This window comes from Bradyrhizobium sp. T-12 (assembly GCF_058314695.1).
Window position 1 is genome coordinate 2,946,041 of record NZ_CM177756.1, and the last position, 22,167, is coordinate 2,968,207.

25 protein-coding genes are annotated in these 22,167 nt (G+C 64.3%); 17 read left to right on the plus strand and 8 right to left on the minus strand.

From position 1 onward, the window contains the following. Positions 1-14: 14 nt before the first annotated feature. Positions 15-704 (minus strand): hypothetical protein, encoded by a 690-nt coding sequence (locus tag AC0WRY_RS13765; protein WP_194407496.1) that lies wholly within the window; start codon positions 702-704, stop codon positions 15-17. 125 nt (positions 705-829) lie between these two features. Next, positions 830-2,026 carry an amidohydrolase family protein gene (locus AC0WRY_RS13770; protein WP_211418157.1) on the minus strand — a complete coding sequence of 399 codons (1,197 nt, stop codon included), beginning with the start codon at positions 2,024-2,026 and terminating at the stop codon, positions 830-832. A gap of 159 nt (positions 2,027-2,185) precedes the next feature. Between AC0WRY_RS13770 and AC0WRY_RS13775 the strand changes: the two genes are divergently transcribed. From AC0WRY_RS13775 to AC0WRY_RS13800, 6 genes are all read left to right on the plus strand, one after another. Next, complete coding sequence (locus AC0WRY_RS13775; RefSeq protein ID WP_194407498.1) at positions 2,186-2,959, plus strand: ferredoxin--NADP reductase; 774 nt, start codon at positions 2,186-2,188, stop codon at positions 2,957-2,959. 95 nt (positions 2,960-3,054) lie between these two features. Next, positions 3,055-3,381: a hypothetical protein gene (locus AC0WRY_RS13780; RefSeq protein WP_194407499.1), complete on the plus strand. Its 327-nt coding sequence runs from the start codon at positions 3,055-3,057 to the stop codon at positions 3,379-3,381. A gap of 82 nt (positions 3,382-3,463) precedes the next feature. Then, the gene (locus AC0WRY_RS13785) at positions 3,464-4,735 is read left to right on the plus strand and encodes a cytochrome P450 (RefSeq protein WP_194407500.1); all 1,272 of its coding nucleotides are present in this window, start codon (positions 3,464-3,466) and stop codon (positions 4,733-4,735) included. Positions 4,736-4,875: 140 nt separating this feature from the next. Then, positions 4,876-5,061 carry a hypothetical protein gene (locus tag AC0WRY_RS13790; RefSeq protein ID WP_194407501.1) on the plus strand — a complete coding sequence of 62 codons (186 nt, stop codon included), beginning with the start codon at positions 4,876-4,878 and terminating at the stop codon, positions 5,059-5,061. Positions 5,062-5,076: 15 nt separating this feature from the next. After that, positions 5,077-5,277 carry a hypothetical protein gene (locus tag AC0WRY_RS13795; RefSeq protein ID WP_194407502.1) on the plus strand — a complete coding sequence of 67 codons (201 nt, stop codon included), beginning with the start codon at positions 5,077-5,079 and terminating at the stop codon, positions 5,275-5,277. Positions 5,278-5,343: 66 nt separating this feature from the next. Then, positions 5,344-5,586: a hypothetical protein gene (locus tag AC0WRY_RS13800; RefSeq protein WP_194407503.1), complete on the plus strand. Its 243-nt coding sequence runs from the start codon at positions 5,344-5,346 to the stop codon at positions 5,584-5,586. Between the two features lie 35 nt (positions 5,587-5,621). On the opposite strand, the gene AC0WRY_RS13805 is transcribed toward AC0WRY_RS13800, so the two are convergent. Continuing rightward, the gene (locus AC0WRY_RS13805) at positions 5,622-6,872 is read right to left on the minus strand and encodes a DUF763 domain-containing protein (RefSeq protein WP_194407504.1); all 1,251 of its coding nucleotides are present in this window, start codon (positions 6,870-6,872) and stop codon (positions 5,622-5,624) included. A 127-nt stretch (positions 6,873-6,999) separates the two neighbouring features. On the opposite strand from AC0WRY_RS13805, the gene AC0WRY_RS13810 reads away from it, so the two are divergent. Further along, complete coding sequence (locus AC0WRY_RS13810; protein ID WP_194407505.1) at positions 7,000-8,139, plus strand: mechanosensitive ion channel family protein; 1,140 nt, start codon at positions 7,000-7,002, stop codon at positions 8,137-8,139. A 12-nt stretch (positions 8,140-8,151) separates the two neighbouring features. Here the strand turns inward: AC0WRY_RS13810 and AC0WRY_RS13815 are convergent, their stop codons facing one another. Together AC0WRY_RS13815 and AC0WRY_RS13820 are read right to left on the minus strand one after the other, a co-directional pair. Further along, on the minus strand, positions 8,152-9,075 hold the full coding sequence (locus AC0WRY_RS13815; RefSeq protein ID WP_491123238.1) for a PepSY domain-containing protein: 924 nt from the start codon (positions 9,073-9,075) through the stop codon (positions 8,152-8,154). Positions 9,076-9,212: 137 nt separating this feature from the next. After that, complete coding sequence (locus tag AC0WRY_RS13820) at positions 9,213-10,190, minus strand: tripartite tricarboxylate transporter substrate binding protein (RefSeq protein ID WP_491123239.1); 978 nt, start codon at positions 10,188-10,190, stop codon at positions 9,213-9,215. Positions 10,191-10,284: 94 nt separating this feature from the next. Here AC0WRY_RS13820 and AC0WRY_RS13825 point away from each other — a divergent pair, with 94 nt between their 5' ends. The 8 genes from AC0WRY_RS13825 (at position 10,285) to AC0WRY_RS13860 (ending at position 17,471) form a co-directional block, all read left to right on the plus strand. Next, positions 10,285-10,995 (plus strand): TetR/AcrR family transcriptional regulator, encoded by a 711-nt coding sequence (locus AC0WRY_RS13825; protein ID WP_194407507.1) that lies wholly within the window; start codon positions 10,285-10,287, stop codon positions 10,993-10,995. 70 nt (positions 10,996-11,065) lie between these two features. Beyond that, positions 11,066-12,025, plus strand: a complete 960-nt coding sequence (locus tag AC0WRY_RS13830) for an amidohydrolase family protein (protein WP_491123240.1) — start codon at positions 11,066-11,068, stop codon at positions 12,023-12,025. Next, on the plus strand, positions 12,025-12,909 hold the full coding sequence (locus tag AC0WRY_RS13835) for an amidohydrolase family protein (RefSeq protein ID WP_491123241.1): 885 nt from the start codon (positions 12,025-12,027) through the stop codon (positions 12,907-12,909). The genes AC0WRY_RS13830 and AC0WRY_RS13835 overlap by 1 nt, the downstream gene beginning before the upstream one ends. Beyond that, entirely contained in the window at positions 12,906-14,207 is a 1,302-nt protein-coding gene (gene dctA, locus AC0WRY_RS13840) for a C4-dicarboxylate transporter DctA (RefSeq protein WP_491123242.1), read from the plus strand. Before AC0WRY_RS13835 ends, dctA begins: the two co-directional genes overlap by 4 nt. 67 nt (positions 14,208-14,274) lie before the next feature. Next, complete coding sequence (locus tag AC0WRY_RS13845) at positions 14,275-14,988, plus strand: PIG-L deacetylase family protein (protein WP_194407511.1); 714 nt, start codon at positions 14,275-14,277, stop codon at positions 14,986-14,988. Further along, positions 14,985-15,668: a 4-carboxy-4-hydroxy-2-oxoadipate aldolase/oxaloacetate decarboxylase gene (locus AC0WRY_RS13850; protein ID WP_491123243.1), complete on the plus strand. Its 684-nt coding sequence runs from the start codon at positions 14,985-14,987 to the stop codon at positions 15,666-15,668. The genes AC0WRY_RS13845 and AC0WRY_RS13850 overlap by 4 nt, the downstream gene beginning before the upstream one ends. A gap of 19 nt (positions 15,669-15,687) precedes the next feature. Continuing rightward, positions 15,688-16,557 carry a substrate-binding domain-containing protein gene (locus AC0WRY_RS13855; protein WP_491123244.1) on the plus strand — a complete coding sequence of 290 codons (870 nt, stop codon included), beginning with the start codon at positions 15,688-15,690 and terminating at the stop codon, positions 16,555-16,557. After that, on the plus strand, positions 16,554-17,471 hold the full coding sequence (locus tag AC0WRY_RS13860; protein ID WP_194408256.1) for a DUF1932 domain-containing protein: 918 nt from the start codon (positions 16,554-16,556) through the stop codon (positions 17,469-17,471). Before AC0WRY_RS13855 ends, AC0WRY_RS13860 begins: the two co-directional genes overlap by 4 nt. On the opposite strand, the gene AC0WRY_RS13865 is transcribed toward AC0WRY_RS13860, so the two are convergent. After that, positions 17,461-17,808, minus strand: coding sequence for a hypothetical protein (locus AC0WRY_RS13865; protein WP_194407514.1), 348 nt, complete (start codon positions 17,806-17,808; stop codon positions 17,461-17,463). The two genes, AC0WRY_RS13860 and AC0WRY_RS13865, sit on opposite strands and share 11 nt — an antisense overlap. A 206-nt stretch (positions 17,809-18,014) precedes the next feature. Beyond that, entirely contained in the window at positions 18,015-19,256 is a 1,242-nt protein-coding gene (locus AC0WRY_RS13870; RefSeq protein WP_194407515.1) for an amidohydrolase family protein, read from the minus strand. Between the two features lie 145 nt (positions 19,257-19,401). Between AC0WRY_RS13870 and AC0WRY_RS13875 the strand changes: the two genes are divergently transcribed. Both AC0WRY_RS13875 and AC0WRY_RS13880 read left to right on the plus strand, forming a co-directional pair. After that, positions 19,402-19,821, plus strand: a complete 420-nt coding sequence (locus AC0WRY_RS13875) for a nuclear transport factor 2 family protein (protein ID WP_194407516.1) — start codon at positions 19,402-19,404, stop codon at positions 19,819-19,821. A 131-nt stretch (positions 19,822-19,952) separates the two neighbouring features. Next, positions 19,953-20,861: an amino acid ABC transporter substrate-binding protein gene (locus AC0WRY_RS13880; protein WP_491123245.1), complete on the plus strand. Its 909-nt coding sequence runs from the start codon at positions 19,953-19,955 to the stop codon at positions 20,859-20,861. Between the two features lie 84 nt (positions 20,862-20,945). Here AC0WRY_RS13880 and AC0WRY_RS13885 read toward each other — a convergent pair whose 3' ends face one another. Continuing rightward, entirely contained in the window at positions 20,946-22,157 is a 1,212-nt protein-coding gene (locus AC0WRY_RS13885; RefSeq protein ID WP_491123246.1) for an acyl-CoA dehydrogenase family protein, read from the minus strand. Positions 22,158-22,167 lie beyond the last annotated feature (10 nt).

The following is a 22,167-nucleotide window of genomic DNA, read 5'->3' on the forward strand; positions in this document are numbered from 1 at the left end:
GGTGATTTGAACGTTCATGTCTTGCCCGGCCACTTTGCGCGGTACCTGATTTCGCTGCCATCCGCGAGCCGCCGCCAGGTTCCAAACTCCGGCGTATGCGGCGCGCGGGCGCTCAAGTCGATCGGATAGATTCGGCTCGGTTGGCCCTGGATGTCGACCGCGAGTTGCCGATGCGAGGTTCGAAACGCGAGCTCGACCTCGCCCGCGATGACAGCCTGGTCGCCATCGCGATAAGACGCGGCCTGGTTCACTTTTCCCGGCATGGTGTTGAGGTCGGTCTGCAGTTCGATGGCTATGCCCTGCTCTGATGTCGGGACCCTTACCCCTGCAGGGAAACGGACTTCGAACACGAGCAGGGGATTGGCGCCGTTCCGGTTGAGCCAGGGCGTCGCCGTCGCATACGCATAGGCAATGTAGATGCCGATCCCGGCGATGCAGAGCAGGGCGAGGACGCCGAGCGACTTCAAGCTATTGCTGGCGATGCTGCCACTGCTGGTTTGCTTGCCCGCACTCCCCATCAGCCAGTTGGCGAGCACGGCGCCGGCGATCGCTCCCATGGGGGAGTAAACGAGCAGTCCCAGCAGCCCCGATGTGATCGGGTCTGCCCGGTTGCCGAAATCGACCAGGGAGAGCAGCACGAAAGTCGCAACATAGCCCGCCATTGCGGCGACAACGCCGATAGCTACGCGAGATGAGCTCTTCATGTCTCCTCGATGGGTCCAGCAATGAACTGCCGCCGCCGAGGGCTGCCTGCGTTAGACGCAGCAGGCCGCAGACTTGTTCAACGCCTCCGAGAGAGGATGCTGAGCGGTGCGCCGCTCCGGCTGCGTCACTTCGCCACCACCTCCGGCACTTTCCCCGCCGGCGGCGTGTTGCGGCTGCGCTGGGTGCGCACGATACCGTCGATGATGGTCATGCCGATGCCGGGGAGGTCGCCGAGCTGGACGCTCTCCAGGATGTTCTTGCCGGGCGAGTGCTGCGCCTTGTCCATGATGACGAAGTCGGCGGAGCGGCCGACCTCGATCAGGCCGCAATCGAGTTCGCGCATCCGGGCGGTGTTGCCTGTGGCGAGGCAGAAGGCGAGTTCGGCCGGCAGCTCCCCGAGCGAGGACAGCATCGAGACCATGCGCAGGATGCCGAGCGGCTGCACGCCGGAGCCGGCGGGCGCGTCGGTGCCGAGGATGACGCGGTGCAGATCGCCCATCTCGCGCGCGGTGCGCAGCGTGAACAGCGCCGAGCGTTCATTGCCGTTGTGCACGAGCTCGAGCCCGCGCTTGCAGCCCTCGCAGATGCAGCGGATCTGGTCGTCGGGCAACGCGGTGTGGCCGCCATTGATGTGGCCGACCACGTCGGTGTCGGCCTCCAGCACCACATCCTTGTCGATCAGGCCGGAGCCGGGGATCGAGGGGCCGCCGGTGTGGATCGTGCTCTGGATGCCGTATTTGCGCGCCCAGCCCACCATCTTTCGTGCGGTCGGGCCGTCCTTGACGCCGCCGAGGCCGACCTCGCCGAGCAGCTTGACGCCGTTGGCGGCCATCTCCTTGAAGTCTTCTTCCACCATCTCGCATTCGATGACAGGTGCGCCGGCGTGAACCTTCACGCCGCCGGGACGCAAGGTCCAGAACGCGCGCTGGGCGAACACGGCCATGGCCTTCAAGCCGACGACATCGCGCGGGCGGCCGGGCATGTGCACCTCGCCGGCGGAGATCATCGTGGTGACGCCGCCGTGCAGGTAGCTGTCGATCCAGTTGATCTGGTTCTGCCGCGGCGTCCAGTCGCCGGCGACGGGGTGGACGTGGCTGTCGATCAGGCCCGGCGCCACCGTGGTGCCCTGGGCGTCGACGATGGTGGTCGCGCCTTCGATGTCGACGTCCTTGAAGCGGCCGATCGCGGTGATCTTGCCGTTCTCTGCGACGATGGTGTCGCCGTCCAGGATCGGCTTTTCCAGGGCGCCGGACAGGATCAGGCCGATATTGCGGATCACGAGCTTCGAGGGTCCGGTGGCCTGGGGTGCGTCATGCGCCATGGAAGGGGCTCCTTATTCCTAACTGCAACGCTTTCGATCTTGGGCAGCCTTGACCGCGGGATCAAGCGGGATTATTCATTAGTATACGAATGATCGTGTACAAACGACGCATAGCTGGACCGCCTCGACACCCGCAATTGACGCGACAGGGAAGGTGAGATGAGCAATTTCAATCAGGAAAGCGTTTTGAGCGTCCACCATTGGACCGACACGCTGTTCTCCTTCAAGACCACCCGCAGCCCGACCTTCCGCTTCCGTAACGGCGAGTTCACCATGATCGGGCTCAAGGTCGGCGAGAAGCCCTTGCTGCGGGCCTACAGCGTCGCCAGCGCCAATTACGAGGACACGCTGGAGTTCTTCTCGATCAAGGTACCGGATGGACCGCTGACCTCGCGCCTCCAGCACCTGAAGGAAGGCGACGAGATCATCGTCAGCCGCAAGGCCACCGGCACGCTCGTCATCGACAATCTGGAGGAGGGGCGGAACCTCTACCTCATCGGCACCGGCACCGGCCTCGCGCCGTTCCTGAGCGTGATCAAGGACCCCGAGACCTACGAGCGGTTCGAGAAGGTGGTGCTGCTGCACGGCTGCCGGCACGTGAAGGAGCTCGCCTATGGCGAGATGATCACGCAGACGCTGCCGAAGGACGAGCTGATCGGCGAGTACATTCGCGAGCAGCTGATCTACTACCCGACTGTGACCCGCGATCCCTTCCGCAACCGCGGCCGCATCACCGATCTCATCACGTCGGGCAAGCTGTTCGCCGATATCGGCCTGCCGGCTCTGGAAGCCGCCCACGATCGCGTCATGATCTGCGGCAGCCCGGCGCTCGTGACCGATACCCGCGTGCTCCTGGGCGAGCGCGGCTTCGCCGAGGGCAATCATGGCGAACCGGCCCAATTCGTGGTCGAAAAGGCCTTCGCCGAGCGCTAAGCCCGCAATAAGACCGTATTTTCGCCGTCGGGCAGGCGTTGCGGCGTCGATTCGGCGCTTGATACACTGCGGGAGCGAATCAGCGGAGTTCCCACATGGTTGCGGACAGCGACAGCAACATCGCCTGGCACCGGGTCCAGTTGAAGAAGAACCGCGCCGAGTTGAAGGCGGTGGAGACGGCGCGCTTCACGATGGGCGAGATTGCCTCATCGAAGCGCAACGGTCAGACCCAGAAGACCATCGCGGAACTCAAGCGGAAGATCGCGCAGTCGGAACGCGTGATCGCCGACCATGACAAGCGCACGCGCCGTCCGCTCGGCACCGACATGCAGAGCCTCAGCAATGGCAGCTGGAGCCACTGGGACTCCTATACCAACCAGCAGCAGCGCAAGACCGGCCAGCGCTCGCCGGGGCGCGGATAGTCGCACCTCGTTCGCAGCCTCCTTGCACCGGCCGCGCCGCGCACCATCTGGGTGACACGCCAGCAATCAGTCCGGTGATCCCATGACAGTGCGCCTCGATTTCACCAGCGAGGCCTTCTTTCGCGATCCGCCCAAGGTCATTGCGAGCTTGCGCATGTCCGGGCCCGTGGTCGCGACGCGATTCCCTCTCATCGGCGACGTCTGGATCACCACGACCCATGACGCGACCGCGCAGGTCCTGAAGGGCGGCGCGACCTTCACGCTACGCAAGGAAGACGGCGACGTCGCCGGTCTGCGCTGGTGGATGCCGCGATACGTCAGGACCATCGCCAACAACATGCTGACGATGGACGAGCCTGACCATACCAGGCTGCGCAGCATCGTGGATGAAGCCTTTCGCCGCCGCGCGATCGTCGCCATGGAGCCGCGCATCCGTGCCATCGCCGACGGTCTCGCCGACGAGCTGTTCTCGGCGGGACGTCCGGCCGATCTCGTCCAGCGCTACGCCCGCATCCTGCCGCTCGCGGTGATCTCCGAACTCCTGGGCTTGCCGCCGGCGGACCGGCCGAGATTCATCGCCTGGGCCAACGAGATGTCCTCGCTGACCAATGTCGTCAGCTTTTTCCGCCTGTTGTGGGCGTTCCGCAAGATGCGCGCCTATCTCGAACGGCAATTGCAGATCGCCCGTGTGCAGGGCGGCGAAGGCCTGATTGCCGAACTGATCCAGGTCGAGCGCGAAGGCGGCGAGATCTCGCCGGACGAGATGGTCTCGATGGTGTTCCTGCTGCTCGCGGCGGGTTCCGAAACGACCACGCACCTCATCAGCGGTTCCGCCTATGAGCTCCTCAGAAGTCCGGGCTTGCGCGATTGGCTGGAGCAGGATTGGAGCCGTATCGGGCTTGCGGTGGAGGAGTTCCTGCGCTTCGTCTCGCCAGTGCAGTTCTCCAAGCCGCGCTATGTGCGGCGGCATGTCGAGGTCGAAGGTGTCCGTCTGAAGAAGGGCGATCGCGTCATGGTGATGCTCGCCGCCGCGAACATGGATCCGGCGATGCACGACCGCCCCGAAAGCCTCGATCTCGAACGCAAGCCGAACCGTCACTTGTCGTTCGGGACTGGAATCCATTTCTGCCTCGGCCACCAGCTCGCGCGCATCGAGGCGGCTTGCGCGCTGGAAGCGCTGTTCGTGCGATGGCCCAAGCTTGGCTTGGCCGTCGACCCCGTCGATGTCCACTGGCGCAAGCGGCCAGGGCTTCGTGCCATCGCAAAGCTTCCTGTCACGCCAGAGGGGCGCGGAACACATGCCGCGGCGTCTGAGGGCGCGATCGTTGATCGCTCCCTCGCGCGCGCGGACTGAGACGTCTGGATTCGGCAAATCGTCGCTGGTTGTGATCTGCCAGGAACGGTCCCCAGCGCTTGCTGTTGTCATCGGGACTGCGGGCACGCCATGGAACAGGCTCCGCATCCGAGGTTTCCACATCTCCCGGAGGTCAAATCATGACCAGCAAGATGCCACCTATTCCGCCGGAAAATCAGAGCCGCAAGGGAACCGGCGACAGCAAACAAATGTCCGCTGATCAGACGCCGCGCGGCCAACAGCGCGCGGAAAATCCGGACCAGCAGGGACAGCAGGGCAACATCAAGCAGAACACGACCAATCAGGGATATCAGCAAGATCGCTGAGGAAGGCGACATTCCATGTCGACATCCACCAAGACACCAAGCAGCATTCGCCAGGGTGGCCCCGGTGCTTCGCACGAGAACGCGAAGGCGCCGCTGGAGGTCAAGAAGCCGCCGGCTGACAATGCGCAGCGCAGCCATAGCCGCGTCTCGGGTGGCGGAGGCGAGCAGGACTCGCATCACGCGCACGACGAGGCGGGCAAGGGCGGCGGCAGATAAAGAGTGAATCCGATGCGAGGCCCGCAACGGAAGCCTTAACGAGGATCACGGCAAGAGGAGAGACCGATGCCATCTGGGCACGGCAGCAAGACGCATTTCAGATCCGGCATGCATGGCAAGGGCGACGGCACCGGCGGCATGACCGAAATCCCCAAGGAGATGATCGGCGACAACATGGTCCTGTCCAACCGCGACAAGAAGCAGCATTCGGACATCCGCGGCATGGACGGCAAGACGATCCAGACCGAACAATATCAGGATCATTCAGCCAACCGGCTCGACGGGAAGCCGGAGGCTGACGAGACCTGAGAGCGTTCCTCCCCGACCAACTCGCGGACCGATGTTCAGCCGGTCCGCTTTTTTGTCGGCGCGAGATCGCGCTCCCAGCCGAACACGGAGCGGCCGTCGAGATCGGGCGAAGCCGCGCGCTCGCCGGCGATGTAGGCCTCAACGGATGGTCCGTGCGCGGACCGCTCCAGGCGCCGTGCCTGATCGTCGAGCCGTTTCATCGCCTGCATTTCCTCGTCGCGTCCGAGCTTGGCGTTCTGGATCGCGTCCTTCAACACGCGAATGGTCTCGTCATAGACCTTGATCGGGACGGGATAGGGATGCCGGTCCTTGCCGCCATGGGCGAGCGAGAAGCGCGCGGGGTCCTTGAAGCGATAGGGCGCGCCGTGCACGACCTCCGCGACCATCGCGAGTGAGCGAACGGTGCGCGCGCCGACGCCGGGCGTCAGCAGCAATTCCGGGAAGTCGACCGGGCCGCGCTCGGCTGCTGCGGCGAGCGTGCCGTGCAGGCGGCGCGCGAACACGTCCTTGGGCCTGACATCGTGATGCGCGGGCATGATCAGATGCGGCAGCATGGCCTGCGCCGGCTCGGGCGCGGTCCCGGCCAGCCGTTCGAATTCGGAGACGATGCGATCGGGGCCGAGATCCCCCAAGAGATCGAGCTGCGCGCTACGCGAGACGTCGGCGCGATGGTCGGTGAGATTGACGATCTCGCCCTGTTGCGGCCCGTCGATCGCGCTATGCGGCGTATCGACGAAGCTCTTGAGCGCCTCGGAATGCCAGTGATAGCGGCGAGCCTGGCGCTTGTCGCCGTTCATGCCCTGCTGCACCACGGTCCATTTGCCGTCGGCGGTGACGAAGAAGCCGTGGAGATAGAGGTCGAAGCCGTCCTGCACGGCCGCGCTGTCGACCTTCGCCACCAGGCGGCTGGCGCGGGTCAGCTTCGCGCCATCGAATCCGACGCGCTCGCCGAGCTGCATCAGCTCGTCCGGTGTCTTGCGCGAATGCTGGCCGCGGCCGCCGCAGACATAAATCCCGAGCTCGTCCTGAAGCGGCCCCAGCCCGCGCTTCAACGCGCCGATCACCGAGGTCGTGATCCCCGAGGAGTGCCAGTCCATTCCCATCACGGCGCCGAACGACTGGAACCAGAACGGATGGGACAACCGCTGCAGAAATGCATCACGACCGTAATGATGCACGATGGCCTGCGTGACGATCGACCCGAGCGAAGCCATGCGGCTCGCCAGCCAGGGTGGAACCCGTCCGGTGTGCAAGGGAAGATCGGCGCTGCCGCTACGTCGAGTCATGGGTGCCGCAAATTAGCCCAGTTCGGCAACGCTTGCACCTGGGGAATGCTGCGTTGCACAGGGCGGGGGAGCGAAGCCGGCCGCGATGCGTTGAGCCGGCTACGCGAATACAAGGACGGGGACAGCAATGAATTGGCAGGCTCTCATGGCCGACATCGACAGGATGTTCGGCTGGATACCGTCGTGGTTCATCGGCCTCGGTCTCGTTGTGGGAGCGATGCTCCTTGCGCTGTCGTTGTACCGGATCGCCACATGGCTGCTGAACCGCGCCTTTGGCACCCGCCTTCCGCTTCTCGGCGTGTTCATCGAACGCACGTCCGGTCCGGCCCAGCTGGCGCTATGCCTGGCCGCCGTTGCATTGGTTCTGCCGCTTGCGCCGCTCGACGACAACATCCGTACGCCCTTGATGCGGCTGTTCGTCGTCGCCGTCATCGCCCTGATCGGCTGGATCTCGATCAGGGTCGTCGATATGAGCGCGGCGCGCTACCTGCAGAATTTTCGCGATGTCACTGAGAATTTCGTCGCGCGCAAGCACGTCACGCAGGTCCGCGTGTTCAAGCGCGTCACCGACACCATCATCGTCGTCATCACTGTGTCCACCGCGCTGATGACGTTTGACTCCGTAAGGCAATACGGCGTCAGCCTGTTCGCATCGGCCGGTGCCGCCGGTATCATCGTCGGTCTTGCCGCGCGGCCGCTCTTGAGCAATCTGATCGCCGGCTTGCAGATCGCGATCACCCAGCCGATCCGCATCGAGGATGCGGTGATCATCGAGAACGAGTGGGGCTGGGTCGAGGACATCGCCTCGACCTATGTCGTGATCCGGCTGTGGGACTGGCGCCGCATGGTGGTGCCGCTGTCTCATTTCATCGAAAAACCGTTCCAGAACTGGACCCGCGACACCGCGTCCCTGATCGGCGTGATCGCGCTCCATGTCGATTATCGCGCCGACGTTCCGCGCATCCGGCGCTGGCTGGAGGATGCGGTGAAGCAGTCCAAGCTCTGGGACGGGGCGGTGGTCAATCTCCAGGTGATCGACGCGGACTCGCGCACCATCGAGCTGCGGGCGCTGGTCAGCGCGCGGAACGCGCCGCAATCCTGGGACCTGCGCTGCGAGATGCGGGAGAAGTTGATCGCATTCATCCGCGACGAGATGCCGGAGGCGCTGCCGCGCGATCGCGCGATCCTGATCCCGTCGGCCAACGACGATGGCGATCTCCTCCAGCGCGTCGCACCGCAGAGAATGCGGGCGAGCGCGCGCAATTGACCCTCCGCCCGATCAGCCGGCGCCGACCACGGCCGCGTCGGCCGGCCCCTGCGCGCGCGGTCGCCGCTTGCGCAATGTCCGTCGCGCCCAGATCAGGAGGCCGGTCGACAGCAGCGTCAACAGCGCGATTGACGTCACGACATTGAGCGGCGAGGCGATCAGGGCCGACCAGTTTCCTTCATGGATCAGGCGCGGCCAGTTGCGCGGCAGCGGTGTGACCTCAGACGATGTGACGGCGTAGGCGCGCAGCTCTCCGCCATCATACAGTCTCGCCATCATGCTGCCCCCGCGGATGCGGATCGAGATCACGTGCGACAGCTCGTGCGAGCCTGCGACCATGCGTATCGCATCTGGCAGGGCGAGCGGGCGGCCAGCCGCGGCGGGCGCAGGTGAAGTCTGAAAAGTCAGACCGAACGCCATGCAAAGGCCGGTCAGCGGGCTGAGCAGGATCAGCGGCAGCGTGAACCAGGCGGTTGCCTTGTGCCATCCCGAGAGCGTGTTGCGCAGCCGCGGCAGTCCCATGACGATACCGAGCAGCAGGATGATCACCATCGCCAGCGTGGATGCCGTCACCAGCCAGGCCTGCCCCATGAGACGTTCATGCGTGAACCGCGCCCAGAGGAAGACATTCGACAGGGTTGAACCCGCCGCGGCGGCTTCGCCGGTTGCAAGATCGATTGCGGGCACGCTCGTGCCCTGCAGGGTCATCCGCCGGCTGGCTGCATTGATCGAGAGTCCGCGCGCCTTGCCGTCGGGGTCATACCGCTTCACCAGCTCGACGACACGGCCGGCGTCGATCGCGGGACCGCCAATGCCACTCGTTTGCACGAGCGGCTCGATGGACAGGATGAGGCCGGTGACGATGATCGCGAACAGGGGAAGAGCAAAGACCAGAGTGATCCAGCGATGCAGTCGCAACAATAATGGTTTGCTCATTCGTCGTCCTCGGTGTTCTCAGGACCGTGCTCGCGCAGAGCCGTGCAAAACACAAATGACGCTTTGTCCATGTTGTTGCGTTGATTTGCAGCAACGGAATTAAAGTTCGCTGATGCATATTTCAGTCGCGCGCAGCCTCACTGCGCGCGGATGTTGGCAGCCTTCAGCACCGGCTCCCATTTGGTCGCCTCGGCGTGCATATAGGCGTCGAACTCCTTGGCGGAGGAGCCGACCGGAGTCGCGCCGATCTTGCCGAGCGTCGACAGGACGTTTGCATCCTGCAGCGCAGCCTTGAGATCGGTCTCGAGCTTCGCGACGATCTCGGGCGGCATCTTGGCCGGACCGAGAACGCCCCACCAGACCGAGACGTCATAGCCGGGGATGCCGGATTCCGCGACGGTCGGCACGTTGGGCAGCGCCTTGGAGCGTTCGGCCGAGGTCACGGCGAGCGCCCGCACCGGGCCGCCTTCGAGCTGGCCGATCGCTTCGGCGAGCGGGTTGATGCTGAGCGGGATCTCGCCGGCGATCACGGCCGTGAGCGCCGGCGCGCCGCCCTTGTAGGGAATCGCGACGATCTTGGTGCCGGACATGTGCTTGAGCAGCTCGCCGGCGAGATGAGCCGAAGTGCCGTTGCCGGACATGCCGTAGGAGAGCTTGTCCGGCTCTTTCTTCGCCGCAGCGAGCAGATCGCCGAGCGTCTTGTAGGGACTGTCCTTGGCCACGACGATCGCGAGCGGCGAGGAGGCGACTTCCGTGATGGCCGTAAAGTCCTTGAAGGTGTCGTAAGGCACGCTCGGATAGATGAACTGGTTGAGCGGATGGCCGCTCGCCACCAGGATCAGCGTGTAGCCGTCGGGCGCGGCCTGCGTCAGCGCCTGCGAGGCGACGATGGCGCCGGCGCCGGGCCGATTGTCGACCACCGGCTGCTGGCCCCAGGTCTTGGCCAGCGCCTGGGCGAGCGTGCGCGCGAGCACGTCGACCGCGCCGCCGGCCGCGTAAGGCACCAGGATGTGGACCGGCTTGCTCGGATAATTGTCTGCCTGCGCGGCGCTGCTCGCGAGCAGCAAACCGGCACCGAGCATCAGACGGCCGATCTTCTTGTTCAAACCCAGCATTTCCCAGCACTCCTAAGGGCATTCGCGCACGATCGCACGCTGCCCGTGGTTTTTGTTGACGAGACCTGATCTTTTGTACGATAGTACAAATCACATGGTACGCAAGCCCACCAGCAAGGAAACGGCCCGGAAGCCGAATATGCGCGAGGCAATCCTCGCCGCGGCCGAGGAGCTCTTCGCCACCAACGGCTTCAATGCCGTCTCGGTGCGCGACATCGCCCAGGCCGCCGGAGCCAATCCCGGCAGCGTGACCTATCATTTCAAGACCAAGGACGGCCTGCTGCTGGAGATCTATCGGCGCCATTGCGGGCCGATGAACCTGCGCCGTTCGGAGTTGCTCGCGGCGGCGAGGCGTGTGCGCGATCTCCAGGACCGGCTCGAAGCGATCGTGCGCGCCTATGTGGTGCCGGCCTTCACCTCGGGCAGCGATCTCGCCGGCGGCGGGGCGCGCTTCACGCGGCTGCGCGCTGTGATGTCTGCGGAAGGCAACGAGGTCGCGCGAAAGATCATCGCGCAGACATTTGACGACACCAGCCACGCCTTCATCGATGCGATCCACGAGAGCCTGCCGCACATCCCGCGCACCGACATCGTCTGGCGCAGCCACTTCCTGCTCGGCGCGCTCTATTATTCACTGGTGACGCCGGACCGCGTTTCGCGCCTGTCGCGCGGCGAGGCCGACGGCGGCGATCCCGCAGGGGCGATCGAGCAACTGGTGCAGGCGACGGTTGCCTCGTTCCAGGCGCCGCCGCTCGATCAGGCCGCGCCGGCACGGCGCCGGCCGGTCGTCAGCAGCAAGACCTGAAAGAAGCCACCGAGGGGAGGCGCGTAGCGCTTCCGCTCGCAAGCGGACGATGTGACGGGGTGTTGGAGACATGAACAGGCGGGAGTGCTTGCATCTTTTGACCGGCTTGGCAGGCGCCGCGCTCGCGAACGAAGCGCGCGCGCAAGGCGTGGAGCCGAAAGTCATGCTGACGATCACGCCACCGGATCCAAATCCCAAGATTCCGTCATTCAAGCTGCCGGCGAAATCCTGCGATAGCCACACCCACATCTTCGGCCCGGCGTCCCGTTATCCCTTCGCGGAGAAGCGCCCCTACAACACGGCCGATGCGCCGCTGGAAGCGTTCCGCAGCGTGCATGAGACAATCGGCGTCGAGCGCTGCGTCATCGTGAATGCGACCGTGCACGGCACCGACAATCGCGTCGTCACCGATGCCATCGCCCAGAGCGAGGGCGCCTATAAGGGCATCGCCAACGTCAATGACGAGATGAGCGAGAAGGAGCTGGCGGCGCTCGACAAGGCCGGCATCTGCGGTTGCCGCTTCGCTTTCCTCAAGCGCCTCGGCGGCGTCGGCGACATGAACAAGTTCCAGCGCATCGTGCACCGTGTCGCCGAGCTCGGCTGGCATATCGACGTCTATTTCGAGCCGGGCACGATCGCCGAATTTGCGCCGATCCTGACCGCGCTGCCGACGCCCTACGTGATCGACCACATGGGCACGGTGCAGGCCGCGAAGGGGCTCGACGATCCCGGCTTCACGGCGCTGCTCGACCTTCAGAAGAAGGACGAGAAGTGCTGGGTGAAGATCACCGGCCTCGAACGGGCCTCGAGCGCCGGCAAGCCGTTCCACGACGCCGTGCCGTTCGCGAAGGCGCTGATCGACAATGCGCCCGACCGTGTGTTCTGGGGCACGGATTGGCCGCATCCCAACGTCAAGGTCATGCCGAATGACGGCGAGCTCGTCGACCTGATCCCGCTCTACGCGCCCGACGCAAAGATCCAGCACAAGCTGCTGGTCGACAATCCCGCGCGCCTGTTCAAATTCAGCTGATGAAAATGATGTACACGCCGACCATTCCGCCGCCCGATCCGAACACGCGCACGCCGAAGTTCAAGCTGCCGAAGCTGTCTTGCGACGCGCATTGTCACATCTTCGGACCCGGCGCGAAATACCCCTACGCGCCCGACCGTTCCTACACACCGCCGGATGCGCCGCTCGAGGATTTCAGGGCATTGCACGCCAAGCTTGGTGTCGAGCGCGCGGTCATCGTCAACGCCAGCGTGCACGGCACCGACAACACGGTCGCGCTCGATGCCATCGCGCAGAGCAACGGCGCCTACCGCGCGGTCGCCAATATCGACGACACCATCACCGAAAGCGGGCTTCGCGTGCTGCACGAGGGCGGCTTCCGCGGCTGCCGGTTCAATTTCGTCCGGCATCTCGGCGGTGTTCCCGACAAGCGCGCGTTCGACCGCATCGTCGCGATGGTCACCCCGCTCGGCTGGCACATCGACCTGCATTTCGATGCGATCGACCTGCCTGACTATGCCGACATGCTGACAAAGCTGCCGCTGAGTTACACCATCGACCACATGGGCCGGGTGAAGGCCTCCGAAGGGCTCGACCAGCTTCCGTTCAAGATCCTGATCGAGCTGATGCGGCGCGACGAGAAATGCTGGGTCAAGATCTGCGGCTCGGAACGGGTGTCGTCGGCCGGTCCGCCATTCACCGACGCGGTGCCTTTTGCGCGAAAAATCGTCGAGACCGCGCCGGACCGCATTATCTGGGGCACGGACTGGCCGCACCCCAACGTCAAGGCGATGCCGAATGACGGCGACCTCGTCGATCTCATTCCGCTGTTCGCACCGGAGCCGGAGCTTCAGCAGAAGATTCTCGTCGACAATCCTGCGCGCCTGTTCGAGTTCGACCGATGACGGCGCTCTCGATCGACAAGCCGCGCCGCCGCGCCTGGTGGAAGGAGCTCTGGATCCAGGTGCTCATCGCCATGGTGGCCGGCATCGCGCTTGGGATCGTCAGCCCCGAGGCTGGCGCCAAGATGCAGCCGCTGGGCGATGCCTTCATCAAGGCGATCCGGATGCTGATCGCGCCGATCATCTTCTGCACCGTCGTGCACGGCATCGCCCATATGGCCGACATGGCGCGCGTCGGGCGCGTCGCGGTCAAGGCGATCGTCTATTTCGAGATCATGACCACGATTGCGCTGATCATCGGCCTCATCGCGGTCAATCTGCTCAAGCCCGGCGTCGGCATGAACATCGATCCTGCCAGCATCAATGCCAGCGCGATCGAGCCTTATGTCAAGCGGACCGGTGCGATCGGCTTCGTGCCGTTCCTGATGAACATCGTGCCTGCGACCTTCATCGGCGCCTTCGCCGAGGGCAACATTCTGCAGGTTCTGTTCATTTCCGTGCTGTGCGGCTTTGCACTGGTGCAGCTCGGCGAGCGCGGCGCGCCGCTGGTTCATCTGATCGACGTCGCCGCCAAGATGGTGTTCGCGGTGGTCGGCTTCGTGATGTGGGCCGCGCCGATCGGCGCGTTCGGCGCCATTGCGTTCACGGTCGGCAAGTTCGGCGTCGGCTCGCTCGCCTCGCTCGGAAAGCTCCTGGGCGGCTTCTATCTGACGTGCCTGGTGTTCATCGTCGTGGCGCTCGGCCCCGTCGCGCGGCTCTGCGGCTTTTCGCTGCTCAAGCTGATCCGCTATATCTGGGAGGAACTGCTGATCTGCGTCGCCACGACCTCGTCCGAGACGGTGTTGCCGCGGATGCTGATCAAGCTGGAGAAAGCCGGCTGCGAGAAGAGCGTGGTCGGGCTGGTGATCCCGACCGGCTATTCCTTCAATCTCGACGGCACGTGTCTTTACCTCGCCGCGGCCTCGGTGTTCCTGGCGCAGGCGACCAACACGCCATTCGGGCTCGCCGAGCAGATCGAGTTGCTGCTGATCCTGCTGGTGACCTCCAAGGGCGCAGCGGGAATCGCCGGGGCGGCCTTCGTCGTGCTGGCGGCGACCCTGTCGGCCACCGGCACGATTCCCGTCACGAGCGTCGCGCTGGTGCTCGGCATCCATCGCCTGATGTCGCAAGGGCTGACCCCGACCAATCTGATCGGGAACGCGGTTGCGACCATCGCGATTGCCAAATGGGAGGGCGCGCTCGATGTCGAGCGCCTGAGGCGCGTGCTCGACGGTGAGGAACAGGCGGCCGTCGCAGCTTGAGGAACTTGCTCCCCGCATGAAGCAGGGAGCCTATGATGCTTACGAATGAAATAGGGGAGTTCGTCCCATGAAGACAGGTCTCGTGGTCACCGCCCATCCCGGCGATTTCGTCTGGCGCGCCGGCGGCGCCATCGCGCTGCATGCGAAGAAGGGCTATCGCATGAAGATCGTCTGCATGTCCTTCGGCGAACGCGGCGAGAGCCAGTTCGCCTGGAAGGAGAAGGGCGCGACGCTGGAATCGGTCAAGGCCGGCCGCAAGGACGAGGCGGAGCGGGCGGCCAGGCTTTTGGGCGCCGAGATCGAGTTCTTCGACTGCGGCGACTATCCGCTGAAGCTCACGGAAGCGCATTTCGACCGCATGGTCGACATCTACCGCGAGCTCAACCCCAGCTTCGTGCTGACGCACGCGCTGGAAGATCCCTATAATTTCGATCATCCCAATGCGGCGCATTTCGCGCAGGAGACGCGTGTAGTCGCGCAGGCGATGGGCCACAAGCCCGGCGCGCAATACAAATACTCCGCGCCGCCGGTGTTTCTGTTCGAGCCGCACCAGCCGGAGCAATGCAACTACAAGCCGGACACGATCCTCAAGATCGACGAGGTCTGGAAGGAGAAATACGAAGCGTTCCAGATCCTCGCCGCGCAAAAGCACCTCTGGGGCTATTACGAGCGCGTCGCGCTCAACCGCGGCATCCAGGGCAGCCGCAACACCGGCGTGCCCATGACTTATGGTGAGGCCTATCAGCGCCTGTTCCCGACGGTTGCGGAGGAGCTGGCATGAAGCCGATCGTCGTTCGCAACATCAAGCGTGCCGATCCCGCCGGCATGGCCGAATACGGCGTCTCGACCGTGCACGAGGCCTATGGCCGCATCGGTCTGATGAAGCCCTATTTGCGGCCCGTCTGGCCGGGCGCTGCGATTGCCGGTCCCGCCGTCACCGTGCTGGCGCAGCCTGGCGACAATTGGATGATCCATGTCGCGGTCGAGCAGTGCAGGAAGGGCGACATCCTCGTCGTCGGCTGCACCACCGACAATACCGACGGCATGTTCGGCGAGCTGCTGGCGACCTCGCTGCAGGCGCGCGGCGCGCAAGGCTTGATCATCGATGCCGGCTGCCGTGACGTCAAAGCGCTGCAAGAGATGAAGTTTCCGGTGTGGTCGCGCGCGATCTCGGCCAAGGGCACGGTCAAGGCCACGCTCGGCTCGGTCAACGTCCCCGTTGTCTGCGCCGGCGTCAACGTCGATCCCGGCGACATCGTCGTCGCCGATGACGATGGCGTCGTCGTGGTGCCGAATCGCTATGCCGCCGAGGTCGCCGAGAAGGCGAAGAAGCGTAACGCGGACGAGGGCGGCAAGCGCAAGCGGCTCGGCTCCGGCGAGCTCGGCCTCGACATGTACAACATGCGCGAGGCGCTGGCGAAGGCGGGTCTCGTCTATGTCGACAATCCCGAGGATGTCTGAAGGTTAGCGGAGCGGGCGGATGGATCGTCTCAAGCTGAAGGCCGTGCTCGGCAGTCACCCCCATGTCCAGGCGGTCAAGAGCGGCGAGCTCCGCTCCGGCCTCTTCGATCTCGACTTCATCGACTACGCGCCGACCAACACGGCATTCAAGCCGATGGTGCGCGAGCAGGCGTTTGATGTCTGCGAGATGGCGATCGTCACCTATCTGATGGCGAAGGCGCATGGCAAGCCGCTGGTGCTGCTGCCGGCGACCATGCTCGGCCGCTTCCAGCACTCCTATGCGCTCTACAATCCCGCACGGGGACCGTTCGGCCCATCCGACCTCGAAGGCAAGCGCGTCGGCATCCGCTCGTTCACGACCACGACCGGCGCCTGGATCAGGGGCATCCTCGCCAACGACTATGGCGTCAACCTCGACAGGATCAATTGGGTAACCTTCGAGGATCCGCATGTCGCCGAATATGTCGACACCACCGAGCGCGCCCCGAAGGACAAGAAGATCCTGCAGATGCTGCTCGATGGCGAGCTCGATGCCGTGCTCGGCGAAACCTCTGATAACCCCAAGCTCAAGTCTCTCTTCCCTGATCCGGCCGCGGAAGCCGCCAGATGGTACGCCCGGCGCGGCGTCGTGCCGGTCAATCATCTCGTCGTCGTGACCGAGCAGCTCGCGAAATCGCGCCCCGATGTGGTCGCTGATGTCTATGATCTGCTCAAGCGCAACAAGGAGCAGATGAGGCCTGCGGCAGCACCCGATCTCCTTCCATTCGGGATCGCGGCCAACAGGAAGCCGCTCGAGCTGATCGTCGACTACGCCTTCCAGCAGGCGCTGATCCCGCGCCGTTATGCGGTCGAGGAGCTGTACGACGCGACGACAGGAGGATTGAACTGATGGCGGATCCGAAGCGCTGGCAGATCGGGCTGGTCGGATATGGCGAGGTCGGCCGGATCCTGGCCGAGGATCTGCGCCAGCAGGACATCAAGGTCTCCGCCTACGACATCAAGCTCGGAGGCGAGCAGGGTGCACCGCTGAAAGAGCATGCGACGAAATTCGGCGTGACGCTCGCGACTTCGCACGCCGAACTGACGGCGAAATGCGACTTCATCATCTCCGCCGTCACCGCCAGTCAGGCTGTGCCGGTGGCAAAGGCCTGCGCCGCCGCGCTCAACCAGGGCACCTGGTTCCTCGATTTCAATTCAGCCTCTCCCGGTGCCAAGCAGCGCGCGGCGGACCTGATCGATGGCGGGGGTGGTCGCTATGTCGAGGGCGCGGTGATGACCTCGGTGCCGCCTTATCGCATCAAGGTGCCGCTGCTGCTCGGCGGGCCCGGCGCGAAGGAGCTGGAGCCGCTGCTGAATGCGATCGGTTTTGCGGCGAAGGTCGCCAGCGACAAGCTCGGCGTGTCCTCAGCCGTGAAGATGTGCCGCAGCATCATGATCAAGGGCCTCGAGGCCATGGTCATTGAAAGCTTCACCACCGCGCGCGCCTATGGCGTCGAGGATGCCGTGCTGGCCTCGCTCGCGGAGACGTTTCCCGCCATCAATTGGGAGAAGCAGGGCGCCTATTTCTTTCAGCGCGTGATCGAGCACGGCCGCCGCCGTGCCGAGGAGGTGCGGGAGGTCGCCGAGACCGTGCGCGAGGCGGGCCTGACACCATGGTCCGCGCAGGGCACGGCTGAGCGGCAGGCGTGGGTGGCCGATCTCGCCGATGAAGGGCTGTTCGGGGCCAGGGGAACCGAGGAGTTCGCCCGCAGCGCGGATTGGCGGACCGAGGCAGACCGGATACTTGCAAGAATCAAGCGCTGACGCCGAACCCGTGCGTTCGGCTCAAGACCCTGCCGTCGTCGCGATAGTTCGAGATTTCGTCGCGAGCGAGCTCGATCAGATCGACCAGGCTCTTGGCCTTGCGCGCGACCTGCTCCTTGGCGGGCGCCGTGCGGAACTCGGCGAGGATCATGCGGATGCACTTGTCGGCGGTATCGAGCGTCCAGAGTGCGCGGGTCATGTCGTCCTGCGTGTGGATCGCCGAGATATCGAGGTCAGATAGAACTTCGCCGATTCCATTCAGTCGCTTGACGGCCGTTTCGGCAGGCGTGTTGGCCCGAATGGAGCGATAATCGATGCTACTGAATGCGCTGAACATGTACAGACTTCCCCACTGAACCCACGTGGTTCAGAGCGCCCCTTTCGTATGATCCGGGCAGCTCTTGTGCAATGCGCAGGGCTACGGTCCGGGATTCTACCGGACTCACATTTTGGACAAGATCGGTCGTGAAATCAGAGCGCAGGATTGGACAATCGGCTGCGTTCCCGACCATTTTACCGCTACGAGTTCGACCGGAAACGGGTTCAGCGCCCGGGGCGGAACAGGGCAGGCCGCTGCCGCTCAAATGTCTGTCGGCCGCGCTTGAAGCCCATCAGGACATCAGGCAGTTCGGCCACGGCAAAGCGGCTATCCCTGGTATCGAGCACGATGAGATCGGCGGGATTTCCGGTCCTGATGCCGTAGTCGTCGAGGTTCATCAGCCGTGCCGGCTGTTCGGTCACGAGATCGAGGCAAGTGTCGAAATCGTTCACCGAGGCGTGCGCGACATTGGCGTAGAAGTTCGCCATCCGCAGCAGCGAGGCGTCGCCGAACGGGGTGAAGGGATTGAGCACATTGTTGGTCGCGACCGAGCACACGACGCCATCGCCCGCGAGCTTGTGGGCGAGGGTCAGCCCGCGCGGCGCGTTGTGGGTGGCCTCGCGCCCCATCAGATAGAGATCGGTCGCGGGCAGCACGGTGACGGCGACGCCGGCTCTTGCCAGTTGCGCGGTCGCAGCCTTCATCCGCTCCGGCGGTAGGGCCGAGAGTTTTGTCGCGTGGCCGATCGTGACCCGCCCGAGATAATTGCGCCGCTCGGTCTGCCGGCAGACTTCGTCGAGGTGGCACCAGGAGGGATCGAGGTCGAAATCCAGGTGAAGGTCGACGTCGACGTCGAATTCCTGCGCGAGATCGAAGATGCGCTCCAGATGCGCGTTCGGATCGGTGTCGGTATAAGGACAGCCGCCGATCACCTCGCTGCCGTCGCGCAACGCCTGGATCAGCAGGTCCTCAGCGCCGGGGTCGTTGGTCAGGCCTTCCTGCGGGAAGACGCAGAGCGACAGGTCGATCGCCCAGGCGTAATCGCGCTTCAGCGCCTTCACAGCCTCGAAGCTGCGCAGGCCGATCCGTGGATCGATCTCCACATGCGTGCGCATGCGCGTCGTGCCGTGCACGATCGCGCGCTCCAGCACCTTGGCACCGCGGGCGTAGACGTCCTCGACGGTGAAGTCGCGTTTCATCGCCGACACTGCCCGGATGGCATCACCGAGGCTGCCGTGATCATGCCCGCAGCGGTCGAGCAGGCAGGCCTTGTCGAGGTGGATATGGGTATCGACGAAGCCGGGCAGGGCGAGATGCCCGCCGAGATCGACCTCGACTGCTTCGCAGGCCAGCCGTGGCTCGATCGCGGCGATCCGGCCGTCCTTCACGCCGATGTCGACGGGCGCGGCGGATGATCGCAGCAGTGCGTTACGGAAGATCAGGTCGAAGGCAGGCTTGATGATCATGGGCTCTTGCGGACGGAGTTTAGAGCAATCAGCCGGGATCGGCGGCTCCAGATTGTCGGCAGTGTAGCGAGGCAAATGTTCAAAATATATGCATGGATCTTGCGCAGGTGGCGGTAGTATTCCATCAATCCTGGGAGAACCAGCCATGTCCGTTGCCGTCAGAACCGAAGCTGCTCATTTGTCCGACGCCGCGATCGTGGAGGCCTATCTCACGGCATCGATGATCCCTGATCCGGACGCTGCCGCAGCCTATATGGCACCGGGCACGGTGATCACCTTCACCGGCGGAAACACGTTCGATCATCCACGCGGCCCGACCGCCTTCAACGCCAAGCGCTACCGCTGGGTCAAGAAGAAGATGGACCGGTTCGACGTCTGCCCCGGGGACGGCGAGACCGTGGTCTACAGCATCGGCACGCTTTACGGCGAGTGGAAGGACGGGACCCCGTTCGAGGGCAACCGTTATGTCGACCGCTTCGTGGTCCGTAATGGCAAGATCACCAAGATGGATGTCTGGAACGACAGCGCCGAGCGCATCCTGGTCCAGCGCGGCATCGACGCGTAAGCGCCTCTCGTCGTATCGAAAGCTGCGATAGCTGCTAGGCACGGGCACGTCTGGCGACTTGAGCGATGCTGCGCTATCAAGTCCCCGCTTGCGCCCGGCATGGAGGCGCGAGACCCCTTGAGGAGCAGCCGATGCGTCTACCTATCGTTATCCTGGCCCTGACATGTCTTGCCGGTGCGGCCTCGGCCGAAGATCTGTCGGGCACGCTCCAGAAGATCAAGGAGACCAAGAAGATCACCCTCGGCTATCAGGAGGCCTCGGTCCCGTTCAGCTATCTGGACGGCAACCAGAAGCCGGTCGGTTTTGCCATCGATATTTGCCTTAAGATCGTCGACGCCGTGAAGAAGCAACTGGGCATGCCCGACATCGCCGTCGACACGCTCGCCGTGACCTCGTCGAACCGGATCCCGTTGATGGTCAACGGCACGCTCGATCTGCACTGCTCGGCGACCACCAACAACGCCGATCGCCAGAAGCAGGTCGCCTTCACCAACACGCATTTCCTCAGTGCGACGCGGTTCGCGGCCAAGAAGGCGGCGAAGATCAACACCATCGACGACCTCAAGGGTAAGGCGGTCACGGCCGTCGCCGGCTCGGTCAACCTGACGCAGCTCGCCAAGGTCAATACCGAACGCAATCTCGGCATCAATCTGATGCCCGCGAAGGACCAGGCCGAGGCTTTCCTGTTGCTGGAAACCGACCGGGCCCAGGCCTACGCACTCGATGACGTGCAGCTCGCGGTCGCGATCGCGCGCTCCAAGGAGCCGCAAGCCTTCATGATCTGCGAGGAAGCGTTCTCGAAGCCGGAGCCTTACGGCATCATGCTGCGGCGGGAGGATGCGCCGTTCAAGGCGCTCGCCGATCGCGCCACGGCGGAGCTCTATGCAAGCCCCGAGATCGAGGTGCTCTACAAGAAATGGCTGCAATCGCCGACGCCGCCGAACGGCCTCAACTACAACGTCCCGATGTCGTCCGCCTTGCGCAACGCCTTCAAGAAGCCGAGCTCCAGCGCCGATCCGGATGTGTATACGGCGAACTGAGGCAAGGGCGGGGAGTTACTGCGCCCTCTCCCCTTGTGGGAGGGGGCATCTCCGCCTTATCGCGGCAAGATACGCGCCTTTGCTTCACCCGTTCGAATACTTCTTCAGCTCGAACCGCGCGATTTGGTTCCGGTGAACTTCATCCGGACCGTCGGCGAGCCGCAGCAGCCGCGCGGTGGCGTAGGCCTGGGTCAGGCCGAAATCGTTCGAGGTGCCGCCGCCGCCATGAGCCTGGATCGCCCAGTCGATGATCTGGCAAGCCATGTTGGGCACGGCGACCTTGATCATCGCGATCTCGCTCTTTGCGACCTTGTTGCCGACCGTATCCATGGCAGAGGCGGCGTTGAGCGTCAGCAGCCGGGCCTGCTCGATCATGATGCGGGCTTCCGCAATACGCTCCTGCGTCACCGTCTGCTCGGAGACCGGCTTGCCGAAGGCGACGCGGCTGCGCACCCGCCGGCACATCTTCTCCAGCGTGCGCTCGGCAAGGCCGATCAGCCGCATGCAGTGGTGGATGCGGCCGGGCCCGAGACGGCCCTGCGCGATTTCGAAACCGCGGCCTTCGCCGAGCAGCATGTTTTCCTTCGGGACGCGGACATTGGTGAAGACGACCTCGGAGGCCCGATCAGGCACGCCGTAGAAGCCGAACACCGGCAGCGGGCGTTTCACCTCGATGCCAGGCGTCTCCATCGGCACCAGAATCATGGATTGCTGCTTGTAGCGGTCGGGATTATCAGGGTCGGTCTTGCCCATGAAGATGCAGATCTTGCAGCGGGGATCGGTTGCGTTGGTCGTGTACCATTTGCGCCCGTTGATGATGTAATGGTCGCCGTCCCGTACGATCGAGCTCTCGATGTTGGTCGCATCGGATGATGCGACCGCGGGCTCGGTCATGGCGAAGCAGGAGCGGATCTCGCCGGCGAGCAATGGCTTCAGCCAACGCTGCTTGTCCTTTTCCGTGCCGTAGCGCTCCAGCACCTCCATGTTGCCGGTGTCGGGCGCCGAGCAGTTGAACACCTCGGGCGCGAGATGCGAGCGGCCCATCACCTCGCAGAGCGGGGCATATTCGAGATTGGTGAGACCCGCGCCATGGCTGCTCTCGGGCAGGAACAGATTCCAGAGGCCTTCCGCGCGTGCCAGCGGCTTCAGCTCCTCGACGACAGGATAGACCTTCCAGGGTCCGAGCTCCTCCGCCTCGCGATAGAAGCGCTCCTCGTTCGGGTAGATGTGCCGGTCCATGAAGCTCTCGAGCTTGCGCTTGAGCTCGACGACCTTGGGCGACATCGGGTAAAGCATCATTCGTTCC